Source organism: Adhaeribacter pallidiroseus, from assembly GCF_003340495.1.
Taxonomy (GTDB): Bacteria; Bacteroidota; Bacteroidia; order Cytophagales; family Hymenobacteraceae; genus Adhaeribacter; species Adhaeribacter pallidiroseus.
In genome coordinates this window covers 4,191,691-4,214,920 of the sequence record NZ_QASA01000001.1, presented here as the reverse complement: position 1 = coordinate 4,214,920, position 23,230 = coordinate 4,191,691, and the positions used below count along the sequence as shown (strand labels likewise).

Below are 23,230 nucleotides of genomic sequence, written 5' to 3'. Positions count from 1 at the left end.
AAAAGTTGGTTAAAGAGTAACTTCCATTGGCTTTGAAAAATAAAAAAATTTAAAAAACTTACTTGTGGAGGAGTATTTTTTGAGTGTTTTGCCCAGTAGGGGTTTGGAGCTGCAGTAGATATAATCCATTGGATTGCTTACTTCCTAGCCATTCCAGTTGGTACGTGTAGTGAGCTTTTGCTTCCTGCTGAAATAAAGTAGTAACTTCTCTGCCCTGGTTATCGAGTATTTTTACCGTAGCAAGTTGGGTTTCGGGCAGCGTAAAACGAATGGTAACTTGCTCCTGAAACGGGTTAGGGTAAGCTTTTACCAGCGTACTTTCGGTTGGATGAACAGGTGCTTCCGGCTGCGTAGCTTTTCGGATAAAGGTAGAGGTAGCGGGTAAGCTAACTTTAACGAGCCAGTAATCATTGTTTCCCTGGCTGGCATTGGTCTGGTCGCCGCTAATGTCGGAGTTAGAGCGGCCCGCGAGCAGGTAGCTGTCGTCGCTGTCTTGCAATAAGGTGCGTAACTCGTCTTTCCCTTGGCCACCGTACCGCTTATCCCATTGTTTGGTGCCAGCACTGTTGGTTTGAACCATCCAGTAATCGCTACTGCCCCGGCTGTTTTGCGTTTTATCACCACTTGCTTCCGAAAAAGAAGTGCCGCCCAGTAGTAAGTTGCCATTAGTAGTTATCGATATAGAATGTAATTCTTCGTAGCCAGCTCCCCCGTAAGTTTTGTCCCATACTTTCTGCCCATTGGCATTTATTTTTAAAAACCAAAAATCATGACCTCCCTGGCTATTCTGGCTCTTGTGGCCGTTACCGGGGGAGTTGCTGTAACCAGCCAGAATGTAGTTGTCGCCGACGGCCGCTAAAGCCTGTAAATAATCCTGCTCGGTACTGCCAAAACTTTTATCCCAGAGCGCCCGGCCATCGGGCGCTACTTTAATTACCCAATAATCGGCGCTGCCCTGGCTTATCTGGCTTTTGTCGCCGCTCAACCCCGATACCGACGTTCCGCCTAGCAATAAGCTGCCATCCGGATTTACTATTACATCTTGCAGGTAATCGTGGGCATTGCCGCCAAACCGATGATCGGAGATTTTATTGCCCCGCGGATTGAGCGTAACCACCCAGTAGTCGTAGCCACCCCGGCTGCCCTCACTTTTATCGTCGCCGGCCGGCGAAATGCTATAGCCGCCTAAAATATAATTACCGGAAGCCAGCTGCCGGAGCTGGCGCAAATCTTCGAAACCTCTGCCGCCAAAGGTGCGGTCCCATTCTTTAGCGCCGGTGCTGCTAATTTTTACTACCCAAAAATCCCGGTCGCCGCGGCTAACGCCCGATTTATCGCCACCAACGCCCGATTCGGAACTGCCACCTAGTAAGTAACCGCCGTCTGGGGTTTGCAGCATGCTGTTCAGGAAATCGTTTTTAACCCCACCAAATCGTTTATTCCATAGTTCTTTACCCGTGGCATCGGTTTTTATTACCCAATAGTCAAAGCCTCCCCGCCCAACTTCTGATTTGTCGCCGGTATTGTCGGATTCGGAATAACCGCCGAGCAGGTATCCATTATCGCCGGTTTTCAGCAATTGCGTAAAGTTATCGTGTTGGGCGCCACCAAAGCGGAAATCAGCCGTAGAGGCAGTTGCGGGAACCGCTTCCCGCCATTTCATCACCCAATAGTCGCGGCTACTCCGGCTATTTTCACTTTTATCCGGATTACGGCCAGAGTTTGAAGTACCTCCTAATAAATAACTTTGATCCTGGGTAAAAAGCATGGTGCGGAGTTGATCGGAGTTGCCGCTCCCAATGGTTTTATCCCACACGATCCGGCGGTTAGCGAGGCGTAATAACCAGAAATCTTCGAATCCTTTGTTTTTTTCGCTTTTGTTTTTACCGGCCTGCGACGTAGAAGTGCCTCCCAATAAAATATTATCATCCGGAGCTACCGTAATCGCACTCAGAAAATCATTGCTTTCGCCGCCGTAAGTGCTGAGCCAAGCCTGGTTGCCATTTACATCTATCCGCGCCAATAAATAATCATAATCGTAGTCGTTCAGCGATAAGCCGGCGGTGGAGCCGCCAAGTAAGAACCCGTGGGTAGTGGCATCATAATAAACGGCCGTCAAGTGATTGTCGCGGTCGGAATAGCCGTAGGTTTTGTCCCATTTTTTATTGCCCCGGCTATCTATTTTTACTACCCAGCCGTTGTACGTGTTTTCTGCTCGGGCCGTAGCGGATTGCTTGTTGGCGGCGGTTTTGTCGCCGCTTACCCGGGAATTAGAAGAACCGCCTACTAAATAATGGTTATCGGGCGTAACCGTGAGGAAAGTTAAGTAATCGGTGTTAATGCCGCCAAAGGTTTTATCCCATTCTTTATGGCCTTCGCTATTTATTTTAATTAACCAGTAATCCGAGTTGTTTTCGCCCCGGTTCCGATCTGTTTTATCGTTTCCCTGACCCGAAAAGGAAGTACCTCCTAAAAGAAAGCCGCCATCGGTTGTGCTTACAAGACTAGCTAAATCGTCGGCACTGCTGCCCCCGTACGTGTGGTCCCATATTTTATTGCCGTACAAATCAATTTTTACTACCCAGTAATCACTGAAGCCTTTACTATCGGTACTTTTATCGCCGCTGGCGTTGGAGTAAGAAATACCCGCTACTAAGTAGCCGCCTTCGGGTAAAGCCACCAGGGCTTTTAGTTGATCGCTGCCCCGGCCGCCCAGAGTTTTGTCCCATACTTTCTGCCCTTGCGCGTTTATTTTTACCAACCAAAAATCTTCGGAAGTAAAGAAACAAGAGCCGTGGCTACAATCCGATTCGCCTTGATTGTCGTCGGTTTTATCGCCGCTTTTAGTGGAAAAAGAAGTTCCTCCCAGTAAGTACCCGCCGTCCGGAGTAGCTACCATGGTACTCATAAAGTCATCGGCGTTGCCCCCTAAGGTTTTATCCCATTTTTTAATAATACTATTTTGAGCGCCTACTATACCGGTAAACAGGCAAAAAAAGATTGAAGTAAAAAGGAGCCGGTAACACTTTGGCAGAAAGAAATAAAAAGCGTTACGCACAACAAATAAAAATTTAATCATAAAGAATAGGCTTTTAAAAGTAAATTCTTGAATTGAAGTAAACCAAAACCACAGAATTAAATACTACCTGCCCGCAGAAAATTTAAAAAAACAGCAAAAGCAATAGCATTTGCTACCCTAATAACCCTTACCCAGTAGATTTTGGCGTATTCAGGGCAGAAAAGAGTTAAAAATAAAGGTGCTTGGTCAAATAGCCGATAAACGGAATAGATACCGCAGCCTTAGTCGGAAAGTAGTAAACCTAAGTCATAGTGAAAACAGAAAACAGAAATACAGGATATAGTTATAAAAGTTCTTGTAAAAGGAATGTAGCTTATAAAATAACGGAAATAAACCCAGATAGTTTTGGCCCTACTTAGCGGGAGGTAATAGTGTGTACGGAGTAAATACCAAATTATTAAATGGATGAACGCAACTAGTTATTTATAAATCTAACTGAATCTTACAACGAGGCATTTGACCTTTACGAAGTTACTTGGTGCTTTTTTGCGGTTCGAATAATTAATTTTTTAAAATTTAGCTGATGGTGAGTTAACTAGTAACAAGTAACTCACCATCAACTTTATGCGGCAGAATAGGTGATGAGTATTGGTTGGAATAAAAGAATTTTTTTGCTTAACACGTAACCTAGTCCTAATACCGAGTGCATTAATAAACAAAGTAGGTGCTTCATTCAACCAACTGGAACCTAATCGAGGTACTTTTATCCGGAAAATCTGCTGTAAGCCTCTGGCGCCTAGCAAAAGAAGCGGCCTGGGCTACCCAGAAAAAAGTTGGCAACAAGGAACCCCATTGCAACTGCCAGGTTTGGGCACCGGTTTTCTTTTGCATCAAATAAAGGCTGGCTCCGACCAGATTAGAGCCCAGCCCAATGGTTATGCTGTCGTGAAATTTGGCGTAAGGGGCCACGTGGGGTTAAATAGGTGGGTTTTATTCCAGTAGAACAAAAAGCCACCAGCACTTGTAAAAATCGGCGGCCTCTATCAGCAGCAAACGACCGGAGTTATTTTTATTCTTAAAAACGAGCAAAAGAGTAAAAATACCAGGCTTTTAACCGAGGTTGGTTAAGGTTAATTGGTATTAAAAGTTATAGCAGTGGAGCGATTAACAAACCACTAATAACGAATAACTTCTTGCCTGAATATACCATTACGTACGGAAAGCTACTAGCGGTAAAAGGCAATTGTGCGCTTAACTGGTTTTACGTCTGGTTTTGTTAACTACAATGCGGGGCTCGCGGGTAAGAATAGTTTTGATATTAAGCCGTACCAAATCGCCCATGTTGTTGCATTTTAAAAAATCATCGGATTGATGAAACTGCGCCAGCTCTTGTTTTAATTGTTCTATTTTATCGGGAGTAGAAAGTGTATCAACGCGCATGGCATCAATTAAATCTTTTAAACGGTAGCGGGCTAACTTTAACCGCTGGTACAGCAAAGTGCGTTCTTCGCTTTGGTATTGTTGTAGTGTTTGGGGGTTGAGCAATTGCAGTACCAGTTCTACTACCTTGTTGTTGTCTTTAAAAAACTGGGGCAGGTACTTCGAGCGGCGCCCTTCGTACGATTGCTGGTCAAAGTCAATGGAGCGCACGCGGTATTGTTCGTCTTCAAAATCGGGGGTTACATCAATTACGTAATTATAAGAGCGCATGTCGCCGAGCAGCCGGATAAAGCAACGCTCGTTAAATTTTACAAATTCTTTGGCAATGCGCACTTTGTTGGTGTTGGGCCGGTCCAGGTATTCTTTGATAAATACGTCGCCGGGGATGCCGGCAATGTGTTCTTCAATCAAGGTTTCGCCATCGACCCGATAATTAATGCGGCTCGGCGATAAAATATGCTCCAGTTCCAGGCCGTATACCCGCGACGCATCGGCCCGTTTCACGTAGAAATAATCGTAGTTATCGTTGAGCTGGTTTTTAATCTGCACCCGGAACGGGTTGGTGTTGCCAAAAGTACAATAATCAATCCGCGATACCCGCAAATGTTCCATCACCGAAATATCGCCGGCGGTTTTGAGTAAGGCATAGTTCATGGTGAGGCCTTCGCTTAGTTCCTGCTGGCGGGTTTGCTCGTACAACACGGTTTCCCAAAGCGTGTCTTTCCCGGACTTATCGTAATACGGAAACGACTCGCTGTTATGCAGTAGATCTTCGTACCGGACGGGCAGCTTGGCTTCCCGGTCGTAGGTACGCAGGTACTTCCGAAGCCGTTTGGAAATGGGGTAAACCACTTTCTTTTTCGTTACAATTTCTCCTGCTTGCATGGGGTGTTAACTAGGTTAAAAGATTCTTTAAAGTTTGCCGAAAGCAAGGTTGTAGAGTTCATCCGTGGTGATTATTTTATTCCACTTTTTCTTTCTCAAACCTTGAAACAATTCTTTGTCACCACTCCATAGTTTTGCTTTAATATGTTCCGTTAAGGCTACAAATTCGGTGTCGTCAATATCTACATCTATAGTTAAATTTACCGCTTTTTGGTAAATTTCTTTAGGTATAAGCTTTACGTTTATAAATCTTATTCGGTTAGTAATCAACAAAATAGCTCTATTTAGTTCCGAATCAGAATATTTTGAAATTTTTTGAAGTTTACCTTTATGCTCCTCGATCTCTGTTAAAAGCTGTTCCGTTGAGTAGAAGTTTAAACGTGATTTTGGCTGAAGAAATATTCAGGCAATTTTACTATTGGTATTAAGAATAGCACTAAATGCAATGTTGGTATCCACAACAATTCTCATAAACCCAATCTGGACTTAGTTTTATCCCAACGGCCTTTTTTTACAGTTTTTACTAATGCATCTACCTCGTTTTGAGTCGCCTTTGATTTGTTTGCTAATTCCGCGAACTCCAAAAAATCCGCTATATCTTGCAGATCATCCACGTTGATATTGCCCGAAAATTTAAAAATTACCTCATTTTCTGTCCGCTCGATGATCATGGCTTTTTTGTTAAATATACGAATTTTATAAAAACAGTTTATCAGGTATAAGTTAAGTTGCAACCTGTTGATTCAAGAGTTAAGCGCAGCGTCTCTTGGACCTAGAAGACAAATGCCAGTTTCCGGACTGGTGGGTAACACATTATTTTCCTACGGAAGTCAGGAGACTTCCTCTAGTCTGTAAAGTACAAGTAGCGCTGCGCTAAATACTTGCACTAGGCGATTCTTTTCAAAAAATTAACATAATAAGTTATTATAAACAAAAATGCCAGCATATGCTGGCATTTAAGGAGTAGAGAGTCAATATTATAATTGTAGCCCATGTGGGAATCGAACCCACGTTCAAAGATTAAAAGTCTTTAACTCTCTACCCAAAATGTCTTTTGTCCTAACCACTAGACGAATGGGCCGTAATCGTTATGTAAAGATAGTTATTTTTTTTAGATTAAAACGTAATTACTTAAACAGAAAAGTTTTATTTCTTTCCATTTATCTAGTAAGTATTCCTGCATGATCTTTTAAGATAAAATATTAATTGCAAGTTGACTTTCCATAAATCTTTTAGTATTTGGGTGTGAAAATAATCTTAAAAATTCTTCCTCTACTGGTCTCACCTTTTCTAAGTAAAATTGAGTAGAGCAAGCCCAAGATTCGATTCTTTTAACAAGCAAGTCATTAGCTAAACTTAATAGAGAAGAATTATCTCTTTGCTCTAGTTCGCTGAAGAATTGGCTATTCTTGTTGTTAAAACTTGAGTGATAGCCTATAATTAAATATGTCGAATTTAAATCTGGAATGATGTGAATTAATCTACTATTTAAAGGGGATTCGCCATTTGGTCCGTACGTATGCGAGGCCATATCTTCAAAAGATTCTTCATTATAAATTGCTGAACCACAAACAGGAATAGATGGTAAAATTAAGACTTTATAAACAAATGATCTATTATGATTCGGTAATCTGGCAATTTCATTCAATATCTCATCTTCAACGTACTTTAAATCTTGGATACCTAAAAGTTGTCCTCTAAGCCCTGCTTTAACATTCTCCTTATTGATACTAACATGAAGTTTTGGATGATTTAATAATGATTCAAACCAATCAATAATTATTTCTTTTTTTCGAATTTCATTCATTACAGCTCTAAATGAAAATAAAAGGAAACTTTCATAAGTAGTAAAATCAGCATTAATTCTCTCTACTGGTTGAAAAATTTGATTATCATGTACCGAACAGAACCCCTTAAATGTAAGAGCATTACCTACGCCTACTTTTTTAAATTTAGATAACGTACCTACTTCAATGAAGCCTGTTGAATCAATAGTATAAACATGTCCATCTGGAGCAAGGATTTCCTTCAATTTACTCTTTTGTATAGTATGTGATAAAATAGAAGGAGTAGTGCAGTTAAAAAGAGAACATTTACGGCTCTTTTCAATTGCTTTTTTCTTCAGTTCAAATGAAATGCCTTGATTTCTTTTTAATAAATTTAAATCCATGTATAAACAAATGCTTATTTGAATTTTGATTATTAGTTTGAAACTACAATTAACTTTTAATCGTCATTTGTTAATCAAACAACTATATCAACTTATACTGCCCCAACTCTTTCTCTTTTACCTTCTGAATAAACGTTTTGGGGTCGATGCGGTATTTGCGGGAGAACATTTCCACGGTAAGGCGTTCGTTAGGTTCGCAGAGCAGGAGTTCCAGCTTTTTCTGGCCCGGCGATTCCTGGGCGGCCAGTTCAATGTTATCAATTTGCAAGGCGTTTAAGGTCCGGATATCAATGTCCAGGCGCACGCCTTGGGCCAGTTTATCGGCTACGTCGCCGAGTAATTGCATGTTGGTCGGTTTCAGTTCCCATTGATCTTCGGATTTGTAACGCAGGGTTACTTTGCCTTTTACGAACAAGAACATGCCGTCTTTTAAATAAGGCGAGAACTTCACGTAATCTTCCCCGAACAAGGCCAAACCCAGCGTAGAGTCGTAATCTTCCAGGGTGAACAAGGCAAATGGGTTGCCGTTTTTACCGGTGCGGATCACAATATTACTCACAATGCCCGCTACCGAAATATCGCGGTTTTTGTACTCCGCAATACGATCCAGCGGGCAGGTGCAGTACGAATCTATCTCCAGTTTAAACTGGTCGAGCGGGTGGCCCGAAATGTAGAAACCGACTACTTCTTTTTCGCGACGCAGCATTTCGGTTTGGCTCCAGGGAGCAATATCCGGTACTTTGGGTAAAGGAATTTGTACGGCGCTGCCACCCCCAAATAACGATTGCTGCGCGGAGCTTTGTTCTGCCTGGTGCTGGTTGCCAAAGCGCATGGCTTTTTCGAGTAGGTTCTGGCTATCGCCTTCCGGTATTTCAATGTACTGCGCCCGGTGGTAGCGTTCAAACGAATCAAAAGCGCCGGCTTGGGCTAAACTTTCAAAGGTTTTTTTGTTAACGGCCCGCAAATTGGCTCTTTTGGCAAAGTCAAATATGTCGGAGTACGTCCCTTTCTTTTCGCGTTCTTCCAGAATAGCCTCTACCGCTGATTCGCCGGTGCCTTTTACCGCTCCCAAACCAAAACGAATCGCGCCTTCTTTGTTTACGTTAAACTTATAAATCGATTCGTTCACGTCCGGACCCAAAACCGGTACTTGTTGCCGACGCGCTTCCTCGATAAAGAACGTTACCTTTTTAATATCATTCATGTTGTGCGTGAGCACCGCCGCCATGTACTCCGCCGGGTAATGTGCTTTGAGGTATCCGGTTTGGTAAGCAACCACCGAGTAGGCCGCCGAGTGCGACCGGTTAAAACCGTACTGCGCAAATTTCTCCATTACGTCAAACACTTCCGACGCTTTTTTCTCGGGTATTTTGTGGAGTTCTTTGGCACCTTTTATAAATTTTTCGCGCTCTTTGGCCATTTTGGCCATGTCTTTTTTACCCATGGCGCGGCGCAGCAAGTCGGCACCGCCCAAGGAGTAGCCCGCTAGAATCTGGGCCGTTTGCATAATCTGCTCCTGGTATACCATAATCCCGTAAGAGTAATTCAGGATGGGTTCGAGCAACTCGTGCGGGTATTCTACCGGTTCACGACCGTGTTTCCGGTTAATAAAGTTCGGGATGAACTGCATCGGACCAGGGCGGTACAAGGCGTTCATGGCAATTAAATCTTCGATATTGGTGGGCTGCAAATCTTTCAAATACATCCGCATGCCTTCGGATTCAAACTGGAACGTACCAATGGTATCGCCGCGTTGGTAGAGCGCAAAGGTTTTTTCGTCTTCCAGCGGAATCTCGTCAATATCAATAGCTACGCCGTGGTTGGTTTTAATCAGTTCTAAAGCATCCCGAATAATGGTGAGGGTTTTTAAACCCAGAAAGTCCATTTTGAGCATGCCGGCGCTTTCGATTACTTTCCCGTCGAACTGCGTTACGAGCAGGTCGGAGTCTTTGGAAGTAGAAACCGGAATGTAATTAGTAATATCATCGGGGGCAATAATTACCCCGGCCGCGTGAATACCGGTATTGCGCACCGAACCTTCCAGCTTTTCGGCGAGTTGCATGACTTTACCGCGGTGGTCGTTGCCCGCGCGAATGCTGGCTAGTTCCGGCGATTCAATAAAGGCACGGGCGAGCGTGGTGCCGGGGGTATCGGGTACCATTTTGGCCAGTTCGTTCGCTTCGGATAAAGGCAATTCGGTAGCGCGGGCCACGTCTTTTATGCTCGATTTGGCCGCCATGGTACCAAACGTAATAATCTGGGCTACCTGGGTTTTGCCGTATTTCTCGACCACGTAGTCGATTACCCGCTGGCGGTTTTCGTCGTCGAAGTCAATATCAATATCGGGCATGGATACCCGTTCCGGATTTAAAAAACGCTCAAACAGCAGCGAGTATTTAATCGGGTCGATGTTGGTAATCCCTACGCAGTAGGCTACCGCCGAACCCGCGGCCGAACCCCGGCCCGGGCCCACCACCACGCCCATGGAACGGCCTTGGTTGATAAAGTCCTGCACAATTAAAAAGTAACCGGCAAACCCCATGGTTTCGATGATTTGCAGTTCGTAGTTCAGGCGTTCTTCTACCTCGGGCGTAAATTCTTTGTACCGTTTTTTGGCCCCTTCAAAGGTTAAATGGCGCAAAAAAGCATCCGGTCCGGCGTGTTCCGGCGGAATGGGGAAGTTGGGCAAAAGAATATCGCGCTGAAGTTTGGGCGGCGTAATTTTATCAACGATTTCGTTGGTATTGTCAACTGATTCCGGCACGTCGCGGAACAGCTGGTTCATCTGCGCCTGCGTCTTGAAGTAGAATTCGTCGTTGGGAAAACCAAAACGGCTTTGTGGCCGGGGCTTCTGCATTTCTTCTTCGATGCGGTACAGCATGCGGCGCGCTACGTCGTCGTTGCCCAGGTTTTTCCGCAGGTTATCGATATGGTCGTAAGCGACATCCCCTTTGTTGGTGAGCAAGCGGAAGTATTTCGTCTGAAAATCACCGACCGGAATGCTTTCGTCTTCGCCGGTATTTACGCACAATAAAATGTCGTGGGCGTTCCAGTCGTTTTGCTCGATGTAGTGCGAGTCGTTGGTGCAGATTACTTTTATGTTGTATTTTTTGGCCCACTTGAGCAGCACCTGGTTTACGTCTTCCTGGCTTTTGCCCGTATTATCAATGTTTTGCAGGCCGTGGCGTTGAATCTCGATGTAGTAATCTTCGCCGAATAAATCGAGCCACCACAGTAAAGTTTTTTCCGCTTCTTCTTCGCTTTTCCATAGAATGGCCTGCGGTACTTCGGCGCCAATGCAGCAGCTGGTAGCAATTAAGCCTTTGGCGTATTTTTTAAAATATCTTTATCAATGCGGGGCCATTTGCTGTACAAACCCTCGATGTAGCTCATCGAGCAAAGTTTCGAGAGGTTTTTGTAGCCGTCCTGGTCTTTGGCTAACAGTAATTGATGATACCGGTTATCGCGCTGTTCTTTGGTGAAAACTTTTTGGTGGCGGTCTTGTACCAAATAAAATTCGCAGCCCACAATGGGTTTTACGTTGTACTTATTCGCTTCGGCCACAAAGTTAAAAGCCCCGAACATGTTGCCGTGGTCGGTCATGGCTACGGCTTTCATGCCGTCGGCTTGGGCTTTTTTCATCAGGCCGCCAATGCTGGCCGCTCCGTCGAGTAAAGAATATTGCGTATGGCAGTGTAAATGCGAGAATTCAGGCACTGTATTTAGTTAAGAGTTTAAAGTTTAGAGTTATGAGTTTGTATTAGAAAACTAAGAGGGATTAGCATGTCTACCCAAAACTATAATAGCCTTCTGAGTTTAACATTGAAATTACGCAAAAAGTAGCAGTTCCGAAAGTAAATGTTTGCTTCCTGAGGTGTCTTATTTCTTAATTGTTTGGGTGTTATTATCTTAAATTGGTTTGATGGGCCACTCCTGGAATATTGGCGTTTAGCGATTATTAGTCTGTGCTGAAGGCTTTGTCTGAATAAAAATTTAAAAAATGTAGAGTCGTTTGGAGCAGCTTTAAATTTTTACCAACGGCTATCGCCGAAAATAAATAAGCGCTTGGCCTGGGTTTTCCGTAAAGCAGACAGATAAATTTTAAATTTTTTAAAAAAGTACATGGCCGCGGCAGCAGAACCTAAGAACAAAGTTACCTTATCCGAAATGTTTCGGGCTTTGCAGTACCCCAACTACCGTTATTTTTTTATGGGGCAAGGCGTATCGTTAATTGGTACCTGGATGCAACAAGTGGCCATGAGCTGGCTCGTTTACCGGCTCACCGATTCGGTGTTTTTATTGGGTATTTTAGGTTTTGCGGGTCAGGTTCCCGCTTTTTTATTAGGCCCTTTTGCCGGAGTGCTATCGGATAGGTTTAATAAACACCGCATTTTAATTCTAACGCAATCGCTGGCGATGGTGCAGGCTACCGTTTTGGCCATACTGGTAATTACCGGAGCCGTAACGATTTACTGGATTGTGGGTCTGAGTATTTTTTTAGGCATGGTAAACGCCTTCGATACGCCCACCAGGCAATCCTTTGTCATTAACCTGATTGATAAGCGGGAAGATGTAAGTAACGCCATTGCGCTAAACTCTTCGATGTTTAACGTGGCCCGTTTAGTGGGTCCCTCGGTAGCCGGGTTGATAATTGCGGCAGTAGGGGAGGGGATGTGTTTTGCCATTAATGCATTGAGCTACGTAGCCGTATTGTTTTCGCTATTCTCTATTAAAGTACTCGTTAAAACAACTGCCGCTAATAAAGATACCAAGGTTTGGGAATCGTTGCGCGAAGGTTTTAACTACGTTGTTGGGTTTCCACCCATTCGGGCCATTATTATTCAGATTGGATTAATTAGCCTAGTGGGGATGCCTTTTAGCGTGTTAATGCCGGTTTTTGCCCGCGATATTTTGCACGGTGGCGCCAATACGCTCGGTTATTTAATGGGAGCTTCGGGCATTGGGGCATTAACCGGGGCCTTGTTTTTAGCCCGACGCCCAACGGTGCTCGGGTTGGGTCGGGTAATTGTGGTGGCTACCATCTTGTTAGGAATTGGCCTGATTTGTTTTTCGTTTACGCGGGTCTTGTGGATGTCGCTGTTGTGTATATTGGTAATCGGTTTTGGGATGATTGTGCAAATGGCCGCCAACAATACCATTTTGCAAACCATCGTGGACGATGATAAACGGGGCCGAGTGATGAGTTTTTACTCCATGGCTTTTCTGGGGATGGCACCGTTTGGGTCCTTGCTGGCCGGTACGGTCGCCAATCGTATTGGCGTACCCTATACTTTGTTAATTTCCGGTTGCTTGAGTTTACTGGCAGTAGTTCCGTTTGCCTTACAATTGCCAAAACTACGGTTGTTGGTGCGGCCAATCTATCAGCAGTTAGGAATTTTACCGCAGGTGGCGACGGGTGTACAAACCGCTACTAATTTAACGATGCCGCCGGAGCAGCGGTAATGAGGTTTGTTGTAAGTAAATTCTTTGGGTTTTAAAATTTTTGTTCACATAGTGGCTACTATTGCTTTAGTTATTAATTGATTTTTGTTCGCATAGCTAGCGGAGTTGCTTTGGTTTCTAATTGAAGTTGTTTCATTGCTCAGGTTCTGTTCTTTTTGTCTTGATACAAAAAGAACCAAAAAAACGCAAGACGCTAAAAACTCGCTGAACGCTCAGACAGTTTAGCGTCATCTCTTGCACCTAGCTGAGGCTGTTTGTTGCATGGCAGGCGAGCAAAAATTTAAAAAATCAAAGAAGTTACTACTTCTAATTAATATTGAGTCCTTCAGGAGGAACCTATTACGCTACGTAGCCAAATAGATTCCTCCTGAAGGACCCTGATAAAATTAAATTGTCTGGATTTAAGTACTAAAATGGAGCAAGTTCTTACCTGATTACTCTAAATTGTACCAGCAACTCTCAACCTTCCAACTTTAAAACCTTCCAACCTGTAACCTGTAACTTGCAACTACCGCCGGCTGCTGGATTTGGGTTTGATGGTGAGCTTTTCGCCCGGCGATACGCTGAAATCGGCTTTCTTGTTCCATTCCATAATTTCCTTAATGGTAACGCCGTACTTGCGCGAAATCTGGTACATCGATTCGCCGGAAGATACCACGTGTTGGGTGGTTACCGCATTCGCTACCAGGGCGCGCTCTGTAACCGGCGCCGCCGACATGGCCGCGGCGGTAATAACCGGAGCCGGTGCTGCTACAATTGGTTTTTGTACCGTAGTGCCATCGGGTGCCGTAAGCCGCAGGGTTTGCCCAATGGCTAAACCCAGGTTGGTTAAGTTGTTCCAGGTTTGCAGTTGGTTTACCGGAATGTCGTAAAGCCGGGAAATGCTATAAAAAGTTTCTCCTTTCGAAACCACGTGTTCGGTAATGGTAACCGAAACCGGGTAGGCATTTCCAGCCGGTGCTGGAGCTTTAATGGAATCGGATGATCCTACCGGTTGCTTTTGCGGTGCTGTAGTTGTTGGCTCCGGTTTAAAAATGCTGGCATCCGCTACTGGCGCAGGAACTGGGTTCTTTTTAATCGGGTACAAGTTTCCGGGTTTAGCTGCCGGAGCAGATTCGGCCACAACAAGTACTGGTTCTTCGGTACTGGCTAGCGTGGTATCATTAATGGTTTCTACCTCTAAATCGTTATCCGGGGTGGCTTCGGCTACTACGGGCGGCGTGGTTTCTGTCTCGTCAGCAGGCATGGTAGGGTCCGTTTCGGTTTCGGCCTTGGATGGTGCATTGGGAATTACCGAGGCCGTGGCAACTGGTTCGGTAATAATAACCGTTTCGTTTACGTCAGCCAGGTTTTCGTCTACTTCCACGGGAGCTGTTTTAACCGCCACAGGTAGTTCCGGATTTGGTTTTACACCGAATATATTGGCTAACTTGTCTTCTACGGTTTTTTTAGGAACTGGTGCCTTTGTGGTATTTGTAGCAGTGGGTTGCGTTTTCGGAACGGCCGGGGTATTATTAGCAATAATAAGCGGCTGTTCCTCCTCTTGCGGTTGCGGCGTTTCTGGTTGAGCCTCCTGATACTCTATTGGCGTATTGCTCGGGCGGCGTTGCTGCAACCACATTACCCGGCCCGCGAGTAGATTTTCATTTTTCCGCAAACGGTTATACCACAACAAGCTTTTTACTTTTACCCCAAATTTTTGGGCAACGTCCCAGGTTTGCTCGCCCGGAGCAGCGGCGTAATGAGCCGTGTTGGCCTTGCTATTTTTGCGTTCTAAGTAATAGGTTCCGCCAGGTTTCACACCTTCATGGCTGGCCATATCATTATATTGCCGGAAACGTTTCGTGCTGAATTTACCGGCTTTAGCCAGCTTATCCGCTGAGTCGCCGGTGCGGGCAATAACCGCTTTTAAACCATTACTGGTGGTAACTACCGCCGGACTCGCCGAAGCAGCAGGATTTCTGCCGGGAACAGCTACCGGAGCCTGCGCTCTGTTAGCTGCTAAAATCGCTTGCTGTTGGTTCGGGTTCGTTATGGGTACCAGCACCGTGTATGGTTTGTTGCCCGGCACGACGCTACCGCTTAACCATTTATTGTATTTTTGAATTTCGGCGTAATCGGTTTGGGTTGATAATGCCACATCGCTTAAACTTTGGCCCACACTCACCGGAACTTCCTGCAGTACTACCTCAGGAGCCGGATTTTTACCGATAAAGTTTTCAAAAGCGATTTTGTGGGCCAGAAAGGTGATAATGTACCAGTTGGTTTTTCCGTTTACCTCCATTTCTTTGCTATCTACATGCTCGGGTTTGGCGTAAGCTTTGGCGCCGGTAAAACCTAAATAGTACGAAAGTAAGGTGTTGTACCAGTTTTTATAATAAACCTTGTTGTTTTTAACAAAGTATTTGGCGGCCCCGCGGCTGGAATTTACAATGTGTTTGCGTTCATCCACGTCGGGCGTTATCAATAATCCATGATCAGCGGCGGCTTCTTTTTTAAATTGCCAGAATCCCACAGCGTTAGAAGTTGAAACGGCATCGGATACCAAACCGCTTTCCTGTAAGGCTAAATATTTAAAATCGTCGGGTAAACCTTCTTCGGCAAAAAGGCGCGACACAATCGGGAAGTACGTATCGGCCCGACCTACTTTGGCCTGAAAATACAAAGGGTACTTTAATAAAGCATCTACCTGTTTCTGAATAGCTTTGCGGGCATCGTCGCTTATTACTAATCGTTGATCCGCGAAATAAATATTATCCGGCACCATTACCGTTTGAGCCTGGGCGGTCAGGCTAAACAAACTTAACAGAAGCAGTAAGAGATTATTCCTCATGGTATTCAGCGAAAAGTACTATTAATGTAGGTTTACTTATTAAATTACAAATTACACGAGCCGCCCCTGAGGCCGGTGGATTAGAACAGCGTATATTAAATGTGCGTAATATACTATCGGGACAAAGTACCCGATTTCCAACCAAATTGTAAATTTTTAAGGCGATTACTTCTCTACATTTTTTCCACAGGCTTTATCCACAAATTAAACCAGCAGAAAAGTGGAATTTTTAAATTTTTGCAATTTTGGTACCCTGTAAAACTGTCAAGCTGTCACGTTTTAACTTATTTAAGGCAGCTGGAATAACTTTTGAAGTTTGCCTGTTGCAGTACAACGTTAGGCAAAACAGACCACATATAACTTATACCAATCATTATGGCAGAAAAAGGTAATATTTCGATTCACACCGAAAATATTTTTCCGATCATTAAAAAATTCCTGTACTCCGATCACGAAATCTTTTTGCGCGAGCTGGTTTCTAACGCCGTAGATGCTTCGCAAAAACTGAAACGTTTATCGGCGATTGGCGAGTACAAAGGCGAACTCGGCGATTTAAAAGTAAAAGTAGCCGTGGATAAAGAAGCCCGCACTATTACCGTAAGTGATAACGGCATTGGGATGACGGCCGAAGAAATTAAAAAATACATTAACCAGATTGCGTTTTCCGGCGCTACCGAGTTCGTTGAAAAATACAAAGACAAACCCGACGCCAACCAGATTATCGGTCATTTTGGTTTAGGATTTTACTCGTCCTTTATGGTAGCCGATACCGTGGAAATTATCACGCAATCGTATCAGGAAGGGACTACCGCTGCCCATTGGGTTTGCGACGGTTCTACGGAATTTACCATTACCGATACCGAACGGGCCGAGCGTGGTACCGACGTTGTGTTGAACATTGCGGCCGATTCGGATGAGTTTTTAGAAGAAGCCCGCATCCAGACGATTCTGAATAAATACTGCAAATTCTTACCGGTACCGGTAGAGTTTAAAGGTGAGGTTATCAACAATCCCAACCCCATCTGGACCAAATCACCGTCGGATTTAACCGACGAAGATTACAAAACCTTCTACAAAGAACTGTATCCGTTCTCCGAAGACCCGCTGTTCTGGATTCATTTAAACGTAGATTATCCGTTTAACTTAACCGGTATTCTGTATTTCCCGAAACTGAAAAACGAGTTTGAGTTCCAGAAAAACAAAATACAACTTTACAGCCGGCAGGTATTTATTACCGACGAAGTAAAAGACGTAGTGCCGGAGTTCTTGATGTTGCTCCACGGCGTTATCGACTCTCCGGATATTCCGTTGAACGTTTCCCGGAGCTTCTTACAGGCCGACTCGAACGTGAAGAAGATTAATACTTACATCACCAAAAAGGTAGCCGATAAGCTGGCTGATATTTTCAAAAAAGAGCGCGAAAACTTCCAGGAAAAATGGAACGACATCAACGTGTTCGTGAAATACGGCATGTTGAGCGACGATAAGTTCTACGAAAAAGCTAAAGATTTTGCCTTATTGCAAAATACCGATAGCAAGTACTTCACCATTGAGGAGTATAAAGAATACATCCAGGCCAACCAGAAAGATAAAAGCGACAACCTGGTGATTTTGTATACTTCCGACGAAGAAAAGCAGCACGCTTTCGTGGAATCAGCGAAGGACCGCAGCTACGACGTTTTAAAGCTGGACTCCATGATCGATAGCCACTTCATCGGCATGCTGGAGCAGAAGCTGGAAAAAGTAACCTTGAAACGCGTGGATTCCGATACGATTGATAAGCTCATTGAAAAAGATGAAACCAAAGAATCGGTGTTGAGCGAAGACGAGAAAACCCAGCTGAAAGAAATCTACGAAAAGGCCATCAACAACACCAACATGCACGTTTCCATTGAGCCGCTTTCGCCGCAAGACCAACCGGTGGTAATTACTTTACCGGAGTTTATGCGCCGCATGAAAGATATGAGCAAAACCGGTGGGGGCGGGATGCTATTTATGGGCAATATGCCGGATACTTACAACGTAAGTGTTAACGCGAATCATGCCATCAACAACCGGATTTTAAGTGCCCAGGACGACAGCAAAGAAAAAATTGCCAAACAAGCCTTTGACCTGGCTCTTTTATCGCAAAACATGCTGACTGGTCCGGCTTTAACGGCTTTCGTGAAACGCAGCGTGGAGTTGATCGAGAAGGACTAATTTTTTAAATTTTCTATGAAAACAAAAAGGTCGGAGCAGTTCCGGCCTTTTTGTTTTAGACGTCATAGTTGTAATATCCACTATGTCCCAATATGTCGCGGAAGTTACTTCCGTGACTTGCCGAACTTAATTGCATACAAGTTTCATCGGCTTTTGCTTCCATATATCATTTTGAATATATGCGAATCCTAAAGTGAACCAAGGGTTTAGTATATACTTTGTTGTTGCAAGGTATTTTATTTACTCAAGATGTAAGTTTCGCCTGTCAATAGGTAAGTTAGTTTTAAGTCAGCATATTTCTTTTTAGGCGTAAAGGTTATTGCATATTTACCATCTGGAAATGTTCTATTTGGTATAGCTTTTAAGTTCTTTATTGTCAAGGTGCTTCCGTCCGTAGCCCATTTTATAACTTCTCTTTCTTTTGAAGGGTTGATTATTTCTCCAGTTGAGTCACTTTTAAAAATCATTTTAGGACAAGCATAACAATTAACTATTAAGCCTTTATTGATTCTTTCGTAAATTCCCCATTTCCCTAAAATTTGTTTAAAAACAATTGAGCTTGAATCAATTTTTATTGAATGAGAATCAATAACTTGTATTTTATCCTTTTTAATTTTTTTATCATCAGGCTTACAAGAAATCAAGGCCCACAGCAGGAAAGATATAAGTAAATTCCTCATTGTTTTTTTAATTTGTACCGACGGCTTGACAGTTTCTTCAAACTAGATGGTCTTTTCCAATTATGGCGCAGAAGTAACTTACGCATTATAGTTGGAAAATGACAAAGTAGTCTGTCTCACATTGGTTTGCGTGCTTACTTCTGTCTAAAAATTGATAAAAGAATCGATTTGCTCGAGTAATAAGCTTTCGTATAAAGGGTTGGTGAGTTCGCCGTTGGCTAGGCTTTTGGAAATGTAATTTAACCGGGGCTTGGCGGCCAGTACGTGCATGCCCATGTAATGCAGAATATCCGTGAGATGACTGAGTGCCAAAGCACCTCCCTGCGAACCGGTGGATATTCCTACTAAAGCGGCTTTTTTGTTTTTGAAACTGTCCGGGTAACTTAACCCATCAATAAAGGCTTTTAACACGCCCGGAAAAGACGCATTGTACTCCGGTACTACAAAAACAAACTTATCGGTACTTTCAATTAATTTATTTAACTCATTATACTGGTCGTTTTTGCCGGCATTGTGGTATAAGGCCGTAAATACAAAATCAGCCGGTAAATCCATTAGATCCAGAATCTGGTTGGGCATTTGGCGTTGATCCAGCAAGCGGGCATAAATATCTGAAATTACGCGGGCGTTGGAACGAGGACGATTGGTGCCGGATATAATGGTGATCATGAACAGAAATTTAAAAAATAGAATGTTTTGTATCTGCTACCATTAAAAGTACCTTTTTGTTTTAAAACTAAATTTTATACCAGTGATAAACCAGAATCCACTTTTAACAGTCCATAAAAAAAGCGAGCTGAAGGGCTCGCTTTTTTAAAAATTCAAACAAGTATTAACCTACGTTTTCGGAAGTTAATTTAGCTCCCAGGTATTCCCGGTTCAGGATAGCAATATTTTCCAGGGAAATACCTACTGGACACTCGGCGGCGCAGGAACCAATGTTGGAGCAGGCACCAAAACCTTCGGCATCGTGCTGGGCCAGCATATTTTCGACGCGGGTTTTGCGCTCTACTTTACCTTGCGGTAATAAAGCTAACTGCGATACTTTGGCGCTCACGAATAACATAGCCGAAGCGTTTTTACAAGCTGCCACGCAAGCACCGCACTGGATACAAGTAGCCGCATCAAAAGCTTTATCGGCAATATTTTTCGGAATCGGAATTTCGTTCGCATCGGGTACCCCACCGGTGTTAACTGAGATGTAACCGCCCGCCTGCTGGATTCGATCTAACGCCGATCTGTCGGTACTTAAATCTTTGTTAATGGTGAAAGCATTAGCGCGCCACGGCTCAATGGTAATGGTTTCGCCATCGTTAAATTTACGCATGTGCAACTGGCAGGTAGTAGTCCCCTTTTCGGGGCCATGGGCCCTGCCATTGATGTACATGCTGCACATGCCGCAAATACCTTCACGACAGTCGTGGTCAAAAGCAATCGGGTCTTCGCCTTTAATAGTTAGATCTTCGTTTACCACGTCGATCATTTCCAGGAAAGACATATCGGGAGAAATGTTATTGGCATTATAAGTAACCAGTTGACCTGGCGAATTTGCATTTTTTTGGCGCCACACCCGAAGCGTCAGGTTCATGGGCTTTGCATTAGGATTGTTACCAGCCATTTTCTATTTCAAATTATGAATTAAAAATTATGAATTAGAAATTGCTCATAAAAGAAACAATTCATAGAAATCTAATTCAGAACTTTATATAACAGATTTTATAAATTTACTTTCAATTTTTAAATTTTTGCAAGTAGGGTAAGTATCAGTTATTTCAAAATTTAAATAACCTGCAACTTGTAACCTGCAACTTACTTATAGCTCCGCTGCGTCAGCTTCACATTTTCGAAATTTAAGGCCTCTTTGTGCAGGTTTTCCGGTTGGTTATCGCCGGTATATTCCCATGCCGCAACGTAGGCAAAATTCTCATCGTCGCGCAAAGCCTCGTTTTCCGGCGTTTGGTATTCTTCCCGGAAGTGACCACCGCAGGATTCGTTCCGGTGCAAAGCATCGTCCACCATCAACTCGCCCAGTTCAATAAAGTCAGCTACGCGACCCGCTTTTTCCAGGGTCATGTTTAACTCTTCGTTAGCACCTAACACCCGCACGTTCTGCCAAAAATCAGCTTTTAACTCGCTAATTTTTTGCTTGGCAAATCGTAAACCTTCCGCATTCCGGGCCATGCCGCAGTAATCCCACATGAGTAAACCTAATTCTTTGTGGTATTGATCCACGGTTTTGGTACCCTTAGTGTTCAGAAACCGGTTTACCCGGCTTACTACTTCTTGTTCCGCTTGGTTAAAGGCCGGATGATCTGTTGGTACTTTCTCGGTTTTCATCTGGGCCAAGTAATCACCGATGGTGTACGGAATTACAAAATAGCCATCCGCCAAACCTTGCATCAGAGCCGAAGCTCCTAAGCGGTTAGCGCCGTGGTCGGAGAAGTTACACTCACCCGTAGCGTATAAGCCCGGAATGGAAGTCATTAAGTTATAATCCACCCACAAGCCACCCATGGTATAATGCACTGCCGGATAGATACGCATCGGCGATTCGTACGGATTTTCGCCGGTGATCTTGGCGTACATATCAAACAGGTTACCATATTTCTGGCTTACCTTATCCAGACCGTCGCGCTGAATCGCATCGGCGAAATCAAGGTAAACGGCTAAGCCCGTAGAACCTACGCCCCGGCCTTCGTCGCAGGCTTGTTTGGCGTTCCGGGATGCCACGTCGCGCGGCACCAGGTTACCAAACGAAGGGTATTTGCGTTCCAGGAAGTAATCGCGTTCTTCTTCCGAAATGTCCTGCGGCGCCCGCTTGTCACCTACGGCTTTCGGTACCCACACCCGGCCATCGTTCCGCAACGATTCCGACATTAAAGTTAATTTAGACTGATACTCGCCGGAAACCGGAATACAGGTGGGGTGAATTTGGGTAAAGCACGGATTGGCAAAGTAAGCGCCTTTTTTATGGGCCCGCCAGATAGCCGTGGTATTGGAACCCATGGCGTTGGTTGACAAGTAGAATACGTTGCCGTAACCACCCGTAGCCAGAATAACCGCGTGGGCGCTATGTCTTTCTATTTTACCGGTAATTAAATGACGGGTAATAATGCCGCGGGCCTTGCCGTCCACCATTACTAAATCCAACATTTCGGTACGCGGGTACATTTTTACTTTACCGTAGGCAATTTGCCGGTTAAGCGCGCTATACGCCCCTAATAACAACTGCTGACCGGTTTGGCCCCGGGCGTAGAACGTACGCGAAACCTGCGCCCCCCCAAACGAGCGGTTAGCCAGTAAGCCACCGTACTCGCGGGCAAACGGTACACCTTGCGCCACGCACTGGTCAATAATATTTACCGAAACCTGCGCCAGCCGGTACACGTTGGCTTCGCGGGCGCGGTAGTCACCGCCTTTAATGGTATCGTAAAACAAACGGTACACGCTGTCACCGTCGTTTTGGTAATTTTTGGCCGCGTTAATACCACCCTGCGCCGCAATACTGTGCGCCCGACGGGCGCTATCCTGGTAGCAAAAAGCTTTTACGTTGTAACCTAACTCGGCCAGGGTGGCCGCGGCCGAAGCACCCGCCAAACCGGTACCCACTACAATTATATCGTATTTTCGTTTGTTAGCCGGGTTTACCAGCTTCACGTTAAATTTATGTTGTTCCCACTTGGCGGCTAAAGGGCCTTCGGGGATTCTAGCATCTAATGTCATATAAGCAGATGAATTAAATTAACTCTGAAAGAAAAAGTAAAGCGGCATGGCGGCAAAGCCTAGGCAAACCAAAATAGAAAAGCCGTAGCTCACCGCTTTAATGGCCGGGGTATACTTGCGGTGGTTTAAACCTAAGGTCTGGAAAGCACTCGCAAAGCCGTGAATTAAGTGGAAACATAAAGCCGCCTGCGCAATAACGTATAATAACACGTACCACCAGATCTGAAACGACTCGACTACTACGCCATATAAATCTTCGTTGCCCCGCGGGTCAGCGGGTATATCGCCGAAGCGGGCGCGCCAGAAAAAGTTATACAAATGTACCAGCAGAAAAACCAGGATAACCGTGCCTAAAAGGCCCATGTTCCGCGACGACCAGTTACTGTTCTGATCTAAATGATTCACGGCGTATTTTACCGAACGAGCGCTTTGATTACGCCGGGTGAGCACCAAAGCGTCGTAGATGTGAAAAGCGAAACCCAGCAAAAGCACAATTTCCAAGGTCCGGATAACGGGGTTATGCCCCATAAACTCGGAATAAACGTTGAACGCCTCGCCGCCGTCATTTTTAAATAATTGTAAGTTGCCGATTAAGTGTACCACCAGGAAAGAACAGAGAAACAGCCCGGTTAGGGACATAATCACTTTCCGGCCAATGGTACTGGAGAATGTTTTCGTGAGCCAACTCATTTATGTGGGTAATGTTTAAGTGATAAGTTAAAAAATTAGTTTATTACGTTTTCAAAGGTAATGGCGGGTGGTTTATAAACCAAAACAAAAACCTATTTTGAATAAATCTAAATTAAAGCTTATACCAG

Annotated in this window: 14 protein-coding genes, 1 tRNA gene and 1 pseudogene; 2 read left to right on the top strand and 14 right to left on the bottom strand. The window is 44.3% G+C overall.

Annotation, left to right across the window (positions count from 1 at the left end; translation table 11 throughout):
- Nucleotides 1–58: 58 nt before the first annotated feature.
- The 8 genes and pseudogenes from AHMF7616_RS16965 to dnaE all read right to left on the bottom strand — a co-directional run bounded on the left by AHMF7616_RS16965 (nucleotide 59) and on the right by dnaE (nucleotide 11,231).
- Nucleotides 59–3,079 carry a T9SS type A sorting domain-containing protein gene (locus AHMF7616_RS16965; RefSeq protein ID WP_115373962.1) on the bottom strand — a complete coding sequence of 1,007 codons (3,021 nt, stop codon included), beginning with the start codon at nucleotides 3,077–3,079 and terminating at the stop codon, nucleotides 59–61.
- A 669-nt stretch (nucleotides 3,080–3,748) separates the two neighbouring features.
- Nucleotides 3,749–3,988 carry a hypothetical protein gene (locus AHMF7616_RS16960; RefSeq protein ID WP_115373961.1) on the bottom strand — a complete coding sequence of 80 codons (240 nt, stop codon included), beginning with the start codon at nucleotides 3,986–3,988 and terminating at the stop codon, nucleotides 3,749–3,751.
- 282 nt (nucleotides 3,989–4,270) lie between these two features.
- Nucleotides 4,271–5,344 carry a hypothetical protein gene (locus tag AHMF7616_RS16955; RefSeq protein ID WP_115373960.1) on the bottom strand — a complete coding sequence of 358 codons (1,074 nt, stop codon included), beginning with the start codon at nucleotides 5,342–5,344 and terminating at the stop codon, nucleotides 4,271–4,273.
- A gap of 27 nt (nucleotides 5,345–5,371) precedes the next feature.
- A complete protein-coding gene (locus AHMF7616_RS16950) occupies nucleotides 5,372–5,746 on the bottom strand; it encodes a PIN domain-containing protein (protein WP_115373959.1) in 375 nt (124 codons plus the stop codon).
- Between the two features lie 65 nt (nucleotides 5,747–5,811).
- Nucleotides 5,812–6,015: a hypothetical protein gene (locus AHMF7616_RS16945; RefSeq protein ID WP_115373958.1), complete on the bottom strand. Its 204-nt coding sequence runs from the start codon at nucleotides 6,013–6,015 to the stop codon at nucleotides 5,812–5,814.
- Between the two features lie 315 nt (nucleotides 6,016–6,330).
- Nucleotides 6,331–6,425, bottom strand: a tRNA-OTHER gene (locus AHMF7616_RS26470).
- A 108-nt stretch (nucleotides 6,426–6,533) separates the two neighbouring features.
- Nucleotides 6,534–7,514: a hypothetical protein gene (locus tag AHMF7616_RS16940; protein ID WP_115373957.1), complete on the bottom strand. Its 981-nt coding sequence runs from the start codon at nucleotides 7,512–7,514 to the stop codon at nucleotides 6,534–6,536.
- A gap of 82 nt (nucleotides 7,515–7,596) precedes the next feature.
- Nucleotides 7,597–11,231: pseudogene (dnaE, locus tag AHMF7616_RS16935) on the bottom strand (DNA polymerase III subunit alpha).
- A 405-nt stretch (nucleotides 11,232–11,636) separates the two neighbouring features.
- Between dnaE and AHMF7616_RS16930 the strand changes: the two are divergent.
- Nucleotides 11,637–12,977: an MFS transporter gene (locus AHMF7616_RS16930; RefSeq protein WP_115373956.1), complete on the top strand. Its 1,341-nt coding sequence runs from the start codon at nucleotides 11,637–11,639 to the stop codon at nucleotides 12,975–12,977.
- Between the two features lie 508 nt (nucleotides 12,978–13,485).
- On the opposite strand, the gene AHMF7616_RS16925 is transcribed toward AHMF7616_RS16930, so the two are convergent.
- The gene (locus AHMF7616_RS16925; RefSeq protein ID WP_115373955.1) at nucleotides 13,486–15,810 is read right to left on the bottom strand and encodes a LysM peptidoglycan-binding domain-containing protein; all 2,325 of its coding nucleotides are present in this window, start codon (nucleotides 15,808–15,810) and stop codon (nucleotides 13,486–13,488) included.
- 375 nt (nucleotides 15,811–16,185) lie between these two features.
- Between AHMF7616_RS16925 and htpG the strand changes: the two genes are divergently transcribed.
- Complete coding sequence (gene htpG / locus AHMF7616_RS16920) at nucleotides 16,186–18,009, top strand: molecular chaperone HtpG (protein ID WP_115373954.1); 1,824 nt, start codon at nucleotides 16,186–16,188, stop codon at nucleotides 18,007–18,009.
- Between the two features lie 236 nt (nucleotides 18,010–18,245).
- On the opposite strand, the gene AHMF7616_RS16915 is transcribed toward htpG, so the two are convergent.
- The 5 genes from AHMF7616_RS16915 to AHMF7616_RS16895 all read right to left on the bottom strand — a co-directional run bounded on the left by AHMF7616_RS16915 (nucleotide 18,246) and on the right by AHMF7616_RS16895 (nucleotide 23,102).
- The gene (locus AHMF7616_RS16915) at nucleotides 18,246–18,689 is read right to left on the bottom strand and encodes a hypothetical protein (protein ID WP_115373953.1); all 444 of its coding nucleotides are present in this window, start codon (nucleotides 18,687–18,689) and stop codon (nucleotides 18,246–18,248) included.
- Between the two features lie 144 nt (nucleotides 18,690–18,833).
- Nucleotides 18,834–19,358, bottom strand: a complete 525-nt coding sequence (locus AHMF7616_RS16910; protein ID WP_115373952.1) for an NADPH-dependent FMN reductase — start codon at nucleotides 19,356–19,358, stop codon at nucleotides 18,834–18,836.
- A gap of 163 nt (nucleotides 19,359–19,521) precedes the next feature.
- A complete protein-coding gene (locus tag AHMF7616_RS16905; protein ID WP_115375664.1) occupies nucleotides 19,522–20,277 on the bottom strand; it encodes a succinate dehydrogenase/fumarate reductase iron-sulfur subunit in 756 nt (251 codons plus the stop codon).
- A gap of 221 nt (nucleotides 20,278–20,498) precedes the next feature.
- Nucleotides 20,499–22,412 (bottom strand): fumarate reductase/succinate dehydrogenase flavoprotein subunit, encoded by a 1,914-nt coding sequence (locus tag AHMF7616_RS16900; RefSeq protein WP_115373951.1) that lies wholly within the window; start codon nucleotides 22,410–22,412, stop codon nucleotides 20,499–20,501.
- A gap of 18 nt (nucleotides 22,413–22,430) precedes the next feature.
- Nucleotides 22,431–23,102 (bottom strand): succinate dehydrogenase cytochrome b subunit, encoded by a 672-nt coding sequence (locus tag AHMF7616_RS16895; RefSeq protein ID WP_115373950.1) that lies wholly within the window; start codon nucleotides 23,100–23,102, stop codon nucleotides 22,431–22,433.
- Between the last annotated feature and the right edge of the window lie 128 nt (nucleotides 23,103–23,230).

Excerpts from the sequence above, each read along its gene's own strand:
- htpG (WP_115373954.1), top strand. The coding sequence starts at position 16,186 with ATGGCAGAAAAAGGTAATATTTCGATTCACACCGAAAATATTTTTCCG.
- AHMF7616_RS16930 (WP_115373956.1), top strand. The coding sequence starts at position 11,637 with ATGGCCGCGGCAGCAGAACCTAAGAACAAAGTTACCTTATCCGAAATG.
- AHMF7616_RS16925 (WP_115373955.1), bottom strand. The coding sequence starts at position 15,810 with ATGAGGAATAATCTCTTACTGCTTCTGTTAAGTTTGTTTAGCCTGACC.
- AHMF7616_RS16955 (WP_115373960.1), bottom strand. The coding sequence starts at position 5,344 with ATGCAAGCAGGAGAAATTGTAACGAAAAAGAAAGTGGTTTACCCCATT.
- AHMF7616_RS16965 (WP_115373962.1), bottom strand. The coding sequence starts at position 3,079 with ATGATTAAATTTTTATTTGTTGTGCGTAACGCTTTTTATTTCTTTCTG.
- AHMF7616_RS16915 (WP_115373953.1), bottom strand. The coding sequence starts at position 18,689 with ATGAGGAATTTACTTATATCTTTCCTGCTGTGGGCCTTGATTTCTTGT.
- AHMF7616_RS16895 (WP_115373950.1), bottom strand. The coding sequence starts at position 23,102 with ATGAGTTGGCTCACGAAAACATTCTCCAGTACCATTGGCCGGAAAGTG.
- AHMF7616_RS16905 (WP_115375664.1), bottom strand. The coding sequence starts at position 20,277 with ATGAACCTGACGCTTCGGGTGTGGCGCCAAAAAAATGCAAATTCGCCA.
- AHMF7616_RS16910 (WP_115373952.1), bottom strand. The coding sequence starts at position 19,358 with ATGATCACCATTATATCCGGCACCAATCGTCCTCGTTCCAACGCCCGC.
- AHMF7616_RS16900 (WP_115373951.1), bottom strand. The coding sequence starts at position 22,412 with ATGACATTAGATGCTAGAATCCCCGAAGGCCCTTTAGCCGCCAAGTGG.
- AHMF7616_RS16940 (WP_115373957.1), bottom strand. The coding sequence starts at position 7,514 with ATGGATTTAAATTTATTAAAAAGAAATCAAGGCATTTCATTTGAACTG.
- AHMF7616_RS16945 (WP_115373958.1), bottom strand. The coding sequence starts at position 6,015 with ATGATCATCGAGCGGACAGAAAATGAGGTAATTTTTAAATTTTCGGGC.